We start from the raw sequence: 6,348 nt of genomic DNA on the forward strand, positions 1-6,348 counted from the left end.
CCGATGCCAGACAACGACATACCAAAGCCGCCACGTCCGCTCGTGTAATGCTGCCAGCCACATGGGTATCCAATGTCAACACCCCATTGCCCGTGGCTGGCTCCGACTTCAAACCACCAGGACGGACGATCGTGTAATTCAAGCCACTATCCATCAGGTATTGCTCGGCCTTTTCCTTATCAGCTAGCACGGGTGCCAAAGCCGCATAGGCAGTGGCAGGAATGGCATCTTTAGTATCACCCGCACCGATGGAGGAAACTAGAATAAACCGACTGACTCCATTTTTCACCGCCGCATCAATCAACTGTTTATTACCGAGGAAATCTGCCCGCTGTCCATCCTGGGGCATTCCGCCGATCGTACTGACGACCGCACTAATCTGAACGTTCATGGCATTGGTAACATCGGTCGGATTGAGGGCATCACCCACCACTGTTTCCACGTTCAGAGCCTGGAGATCGGCTTGGGCGGCAGGATCTCGAATCAAGGCTAACACAGGCACATTTTGGGTTGCCAAAATGCGGGCAATTTGATGGCCAACGCCACGGCTAGCACCAGCCAGAAAAATTGAGCCGGAGGTTGTCATAAATTTATGGATGAGTAATAGCTCTAATCCAAATCCTAGCACTCACATTCCACTGTTGGAGCGATTGCTTTCTGGAATGTTAAGATCTTAAGAGCTAGTTACAATTTAGATGGACTTTTAATTCGTCCGCTCGATCGTCGCAAATATCCAGCCCTGATTGTTTTGATAGAACCCAGGTGCATCATTCGCATAGGCAATTAATTCACCACTAGTAATAGCAGTAAATTCTACTCTTAGATCGGAGCCAATTCGATATTTTTCACCTTCAATTTCAACTATCAGTTCCATCCATTCCGCTTCAGCTACTCGACTTATACCTTTAGAAAGCTGATAAAACTTGCCTAATGCAAATGGGATCTTTTGAGTTTCCAGCCCCTCAATGCTCCACTCGCCATCGTCATCAGACTTGACAATCTTCCAGCCTGCTGCCGATGAGGATATTTGGGCATCTTGCCAAACTTGCAGGGGGCTAACATTAATAGTATAAGTAGCACCTTCTTCAATTTGAATGGCAGTGTGATTTTCAGGCTCTTTAGCCTGCACTGCAAATCGAACGTTTTGACCAACTGTTAAAGATCCGGCATGAAGTGGGGGTGACTCACCTAATTGAGATGCAAATGGTGTGAGAGATTTAGGACGATACCAAGCGCAATCCTGCCACCGCTGCCGAACCGATGGATGAAAATTACTGTGAGCTGGAATCGCTCGATCGTTTGGGGTGTATGGAAAAGCCAGTTCGTTGGAGCAGAAAATTGTTGCGTCGATGCCAACTCCATCTTCAATGCTACTGCGGTTGTCGAAGCTCAGTCCCAAATCCAATGCTTCTACTTCCGCCATCATCCATAACAGAGCAGCATTAGACAAAGGACTATTAGCTTTGGTGCCACCACCTATACAGCCATGTCCGCCTGGAAACCATACTTGCTCCACCCGATCGGCCAAACCATCTGCTGGAATCAGATCGGTAAAATCAAACTCTTGGCGATTTTCATCAATCGAGAGCGCGTGGCGAGCATGAAGGACTTTACTGCTCAATTTTGTATTGTGAAACTGATATTTCCGATTGAGAATTCGATCGAGGGGCAACCACGGAATCCGATCGGGAATTCCTAGCGCACCGACAGTATCCCAGCAGCCCAAAAAGGTAATTTCTACCTCCTCATGATAGCCATCTCGATACCGATCGTGTAAATCCTGGCGAAATTCCATCAACTCGTCAGTTTCTCTGAGCTTGATGTTTTGACGTTCGATCTCGGATTTATCTGAAAATTTGACTTTGGCATTTTGATAAGCTCTATAAGCGATGGGAATTTGACGAATACCCGCTCGCGGTAATATCCCTGCGGCACGAATCAGCCCCACTAGACTTCTGACTGTATAAGCACCACGACTAAAGCCAAACAAATAAATTCGATCGCCATCGGCATAATTACAACAGAGGAACCGATAGGCTTCTTGAATATTTTTATCGATGCCCCATCCCAATGCTCCACCAAAAATTTTGTCAGCTTCATCTCCCGTGCCTACACCTTCACCGTAAAATAACAGATTTTCTGGAGATACCGGAATAGCCTGAACCAATTTGGCTACATTGGTTGGATAAGGACTATCAATTTTTTGCCAGGTGCCGTCGCAGCAAACAATCAATCGCTTGTTCATGAAACTTTATGGGTGATAAAATTTATTCGGTTTGTCGATGGACTTAAATCTTAGAAGCTGGGTTCGCTTAGTTTAACAATTCTGAATCGAACCCGTCATTAATCCTATGTTTGGGAACCTAAAGGTAAAGTTGCGTAGACTTTCGCTTCCCAAGCAACGATTGGTATAGTTTTTCCTTTGTGACTCCAAGCAGATTAACTATAATTTTCAATCCTCTTTAATAAATATTTTACACGTTTAGCAACTGAAAATATCATAAGTTAGCATAAATTTATTCTTGCATGTGAAAAAAGAAATAATTAATGCTAACACGAGCGATCCTTGTTTTGAGTAGATGAATTCTGTACCGTACACATATTAGTTTCTCAACTGAATTGGGAGCAAGATCTTCTAACTAATCTTGCTCCTATCAATCGATCGAACATATTTAGAAATTAACTAAATTGCTGTCCAAGCAGCTTGCCATGACAGCACATCGAGAACTCCACTAACCTTAAAGCCCAGCTTTTGCTGAAACTCTTCCAGCACTTTTTTAGAACGCTTACCGAATACTCCGTCTGCACTATTAGTGCCAAAGTCATAGCCACGAGCTATCATTCTCTTTTGCCAGACCCTAATATCTTCGCTAGTTGTGAGAGAAAATAGATTGGTTCCGTTTAATAGAGGTAAAGGCTCTGCGATCGTGTTTGTGTAGGCAGGACGACCAAATCCCATAACAGTGAAATCGAACGGTCGTATTTGATAGCGAACTTCCCCTCCATTGGATTTATCATCTGGCGGATTATTACCATCGATCGTAATAATTTGACCTTTTTTTGTTTTAGCAATGAAGAAAGCAACATGATTAGCTGCACCTGGAATGAGATCGGTTTCATTTTGCCAATCAAAAAAAACGATGTCTCCAGGCAATGGATCTTTAAACCATCGTTTTTGCTCTTGAAACCATTTTGCTCCATTAGGAGTGTAGTGAAATCCTTTCTCTGTCTCGATGTACGTCTGTAATCCTGCACCGGATAGGCAGTAAGAAACGAACATAGCACACCAGGACTGACCATTAAGGTCGTGTCCGTACCAGTCGCCATACTTGACGATGTTGCTATTACCTAGTTCTTTTACGCCTAGCTCTTGTTGAGCGATCTGCAAGACTTGATTGATATTTGTCATGTGTTTGATTACCTAATTTGCTTTTGAGTCTCGAATAGGAGGAGAGCGATAGCGGAAACTACTCTCCCCTCGCTTTAACCGACCAAGCTTAGTGCCTAGTCTTCTTTCCGAACTCCCTTGAATGGATTGCCATCTTGCTTGCCATCAAGAAATCTCCCTGTGACGGTATCGCGCTTCGTCCAAGTGTCTGTGACTGGGTTGTACGTTTGACTGCGTTGGTCTACGGCACCTTTGCGATAACCTTTCCCTGTATTCTTAGCCATTTAGCTTAGATATAATCTAACATTCTGCTGAAGCTTTTTCTTCAAACAGACTATTTAAATGTTAAGTGCGATCTAACATCATGTCAATAGCTTGTGTGGATTTTGGTAGGATTTTGTTAACAAGATTGCCGATCGGGTGCCTGAAGTGGGGCATAATAGTCTTACCCACGCGTAGCCAGTCTCGAAAAGACGTGGAAGCGAGTGGGTAATTATAAAAACATTGAAATTTCTATCCTCACCGAGGTTCTCTATCGCGGGTTATGAGTTAGCACCTCTGAACGCGAGACAGTTCAAAGCAAGGACACCGAACAACTGAGATCGTCAATCGACCAAGATCGCCATTCGGGACGAAATCTAACATTATCTTCATTTAAAATTTTATTTTTTAGCTACAAATGTCAAATCAGATTCGAGCTTACCGAGATCAGCTTGGATTTAAGCAGGAGGACTTGGGCGAACAGGCTGGCGTAACTCGTCAGACAATCGCAGCGTGGGAGAATGGAGAAAGGGAGCCTAGCTTAGTTCAATTGAGCAGTATTGCTAGGATCATGGGAGTAGCAGTCGAGCTACTTCAAGGCTTAGAGTTGACAGACTCTAGAGATCCAAATTCTTTTTTTTCATCCTTACTCTTCCGAGCAGATGAACCTTCTGCATTAACTCCGACGATCAAACAGCATCTCATCCAAAAAGTTGCTGACTATGCCAATTTAGAGAAGCTGCTTGGGGAAGTACCCGCGTCTCCAGCTAGATTCCCTTTGGATGTTTATGATTCTGAGGCGATCGAAGACTATTCTAAAGAGGTACGCAATTGGCTAGGATTGGGCGAATCAGCACCTGTTGGCGATTCTTTGTCGCTTCTAGAAAGCAAAGGATTAAAAGTTTTACCCTACCCCCTTCCTGCCAAAATTTCAGGGTTTTCCGCCTGTGAGGAGGATTGGGGTTGTCTTATTGTCGTTAATAGTACTGATGTAGCCGAACGCCAATTCTTCACTTCGTTGCATGAACTTGCCCACTTAATTTTTCATCATAAAGAATATCGACAGCCACCAGAACGTACTAAATCTTCAGATCCCCGTGAGAAGGCAGCTAACCATTTAGCTGGAGCTATTTTGCTGCCAAAAAATGTCATTCATAGAGAAATGCGTGCTTATCGGGATCGCTGGATACCAGATCCTCTGTTAATCGATATCAAGCGACGATATGGGGTGAGTTTAAGAACCATTCTGATTAGAGCCGAACAAGCTGGTATTATTACCAAACAGCAAAGCGGTACACAAATGGGCGTTCTTAATAAGAAATGTGGTGGTAAGGATAAGGATCTTCCTAATTCTGAGATTCCCATGCCACAAAGACTGACTCGTCTGGAGCGGTTGACATATACTGCACTCTTGAAAGAAGGATTACTGACAAATTCTCGTGCTGCTGAAATTTTGGGCAAACAAACTTTAGAAGTGTCTCAGGAATTGCAAACTTGGAAACAAAGTGATGTTGAGGTTAGTGATTGATTCCTCTTCTAGATGCAGATGCACTGATATCGTTATCGCAATCTGATGGAAACTGCTATTGTTGACTTCATCCGAAGTCCTCGATCTGGTAGTTTCAGAGTGTCACAACCCAAAATATTGTAATGCCCACCAATTTATTGAACGATCGAGTTTATCAGTTATTGTAGCCGATCCATCTTGGTTGCGAGAAGCTAGCTGCTATCGATCGCCAAGCTTGAGTTTTCATGATATCTTAAACCTACATTACGCAAGCTTTTGTCAACGAACGCTCGTAACTAATTCTAAATGTTTAATGTCTGTTTGTAATGACAAAAATATTAAAACAATATCTTATCACGAGTTTTTGGAAAAATTTGCTTTGAATTAAATATTACGTTATGGGCACATGAAATAAACTTACTGAGAAGTAAGATAGTCGTGAGAGTAAACTATTCTCAGATTCGATCGATTGAAATTTCTCATTCAACCAGACCAAATACTCCTGGCACTTTCCATCACCAGCCAGCATTCTATCAATTTCTTGTTTGATTTCTCGCAAATGAGAACTAGCGTTAGGGAGCATTCCCAATACCAAAAAGAATACTTCCCGCCAGCGTCGATCGCTAACCTTCTCAACTAATTTTAGAAACAATCGATCGCCCTGAACTGCAAAACTATCTACAATCCACTTCGCCGTAAAATACTCATGAAAAGTGAGATGGGAAAAAGAGAAAATCTCCTTGGCACGTTCGATTAATAAACCATGTTGCGTCATAATCGATCGCAGCACCAATTCGCTATCTAGCTGCAAAGCTTCTTCATCTGTCGCCGCGCCTGGTATGTTGCGAACATAGTCGGTAATATGACGTTCTACCGTGCTTTTTTAAAGAAATACTCACCTCGATCGAATGTGTCAAAGGCTACTTGGCTCAATAAATCTTCCTTTCTTTTGAGCGACAGTTCTTTATACACTTGATGTCGATCGATATCGCGTTTGGCAGTATCAGATCGTCGGGGGATTGGCTCAAGCGGCAGGGATTACCTCCGGTAGGCAAGCCAACGACCGAGTGGTGAGTCCGCATAAGATTCGACACTCTAGTATTACGGCACTGCTGGATCTTAATGGTGGGGATGTGCGATCGTCGTTAAGACGACGCGCAAGCTTCGGCTCAGGCACATTCCAGACATAAGA

Annotated in this window: 6 protein-coding genes and 1 pseudogene; 2 read left to right on the plus strand and 5 right to left on the minus strand. The window is 43.5% G+C overall.

Going from position 1 to position 6,348, the window contains the following annotated elements:
• From RMO35_RS22490 to RMO35_RS22505, 4 genes are all read right to left on the minus strand, one after another.
• Nucleotides 1-586: SDR family oxidoreductase (locus tag RMO35_RS22490; protein WP_309744512.1), on the minus strand; the 586-nt coding region annotated here is incomplete at its 3' end.
• A 117-nt stretch (nucleotides 587-703) separates the two neighbouring features.
• On the minus strand, nucleotides 704-2,245 hold the full coding sequence (locus RMO35_RS22495) for a DUF2235 domain-containing protein (protein ID WP_309744514.1): 1,542 nt from the start codon (nucleotides 2,243-2,245) through the stop codon (nucleotides 704-706).
• A 438-nt stretch (nucleotides 2,246-2,683) separates the two neighbouring features.
• Complete coding sequence (locus RMO35_RS22500; protein WP_309744516.1) at nucleotides 2,684-3,409, minus strand: CHAP domain-containing protein; 726 nt, start codon at nucleotides 3,407-3,409, stop codon at nucleotides 2,684-2,686.
• A gap of 95 nt (nucleotides 3,410-3,504) precedes the next feature.
• A complete protein-coding gene (locus tag RMO35_RS22505) occupies nucleotides 3,505-3,672 on the minus strand; it encodes a hypothetical protein (RefSeq protein WP_309744518.1) in 168 nt (55 codons plus the stop codon).
• A gap of 395 nt (nucleotides 3,673-4,067) precedes the next feature.
• Between RMO35_RS22505 and RMO35_RS22510 the strand changes: the two genes are divergently transcribed.
• On the plus strand, nucleotides 4,068-5,177 hold the full coding sequence (locus RMO35_RS22510) for an XRE family transcriptional regulator (protein WP_309744520.1): 1,110 nt from the start codon (nucleotides 4,068-4,070) through the stop codon (nucleotides 5,175-5,177).
• A gap of 370 nt (nucleotides 5,178-5,547) precedes the next feature.
• Here RMO35_RS22510 and RMO35_RS22515 read toward each other — a convergent pair whose 3' ends face one another.
• Nucleotides 5,548-5,967 carry a hypothetical protein gene (locus RMO35_RS22515; protein WP_309744523.1) on the minus strand — a complete coding sequence of 140 codons (420 nt, stop codon included), beginning with the start codon at nucleotides 5,965-5,967 and terminating at the stop codon, nucleotides 5,548-5,550.
• Nucleotides 5,968-6,157: 190 nt separating this feature from the next.
• Here RMO35_RS22515 and RMO35_RS25460 point away from each other — a divergent pair.
• Nucleotides 6,158-6,301: pseudogene (locus RMO35_RS25460) on the plus strand (recombinase XerD); the annotation flags it as partial.
• Nucleotides 6,302-6,348: the final 47 nt, after the last annotated feature.

It is taken from the genome of Chamaesiphon sp. OTE_20_metabat_361, from assembly GCF_031364565.1.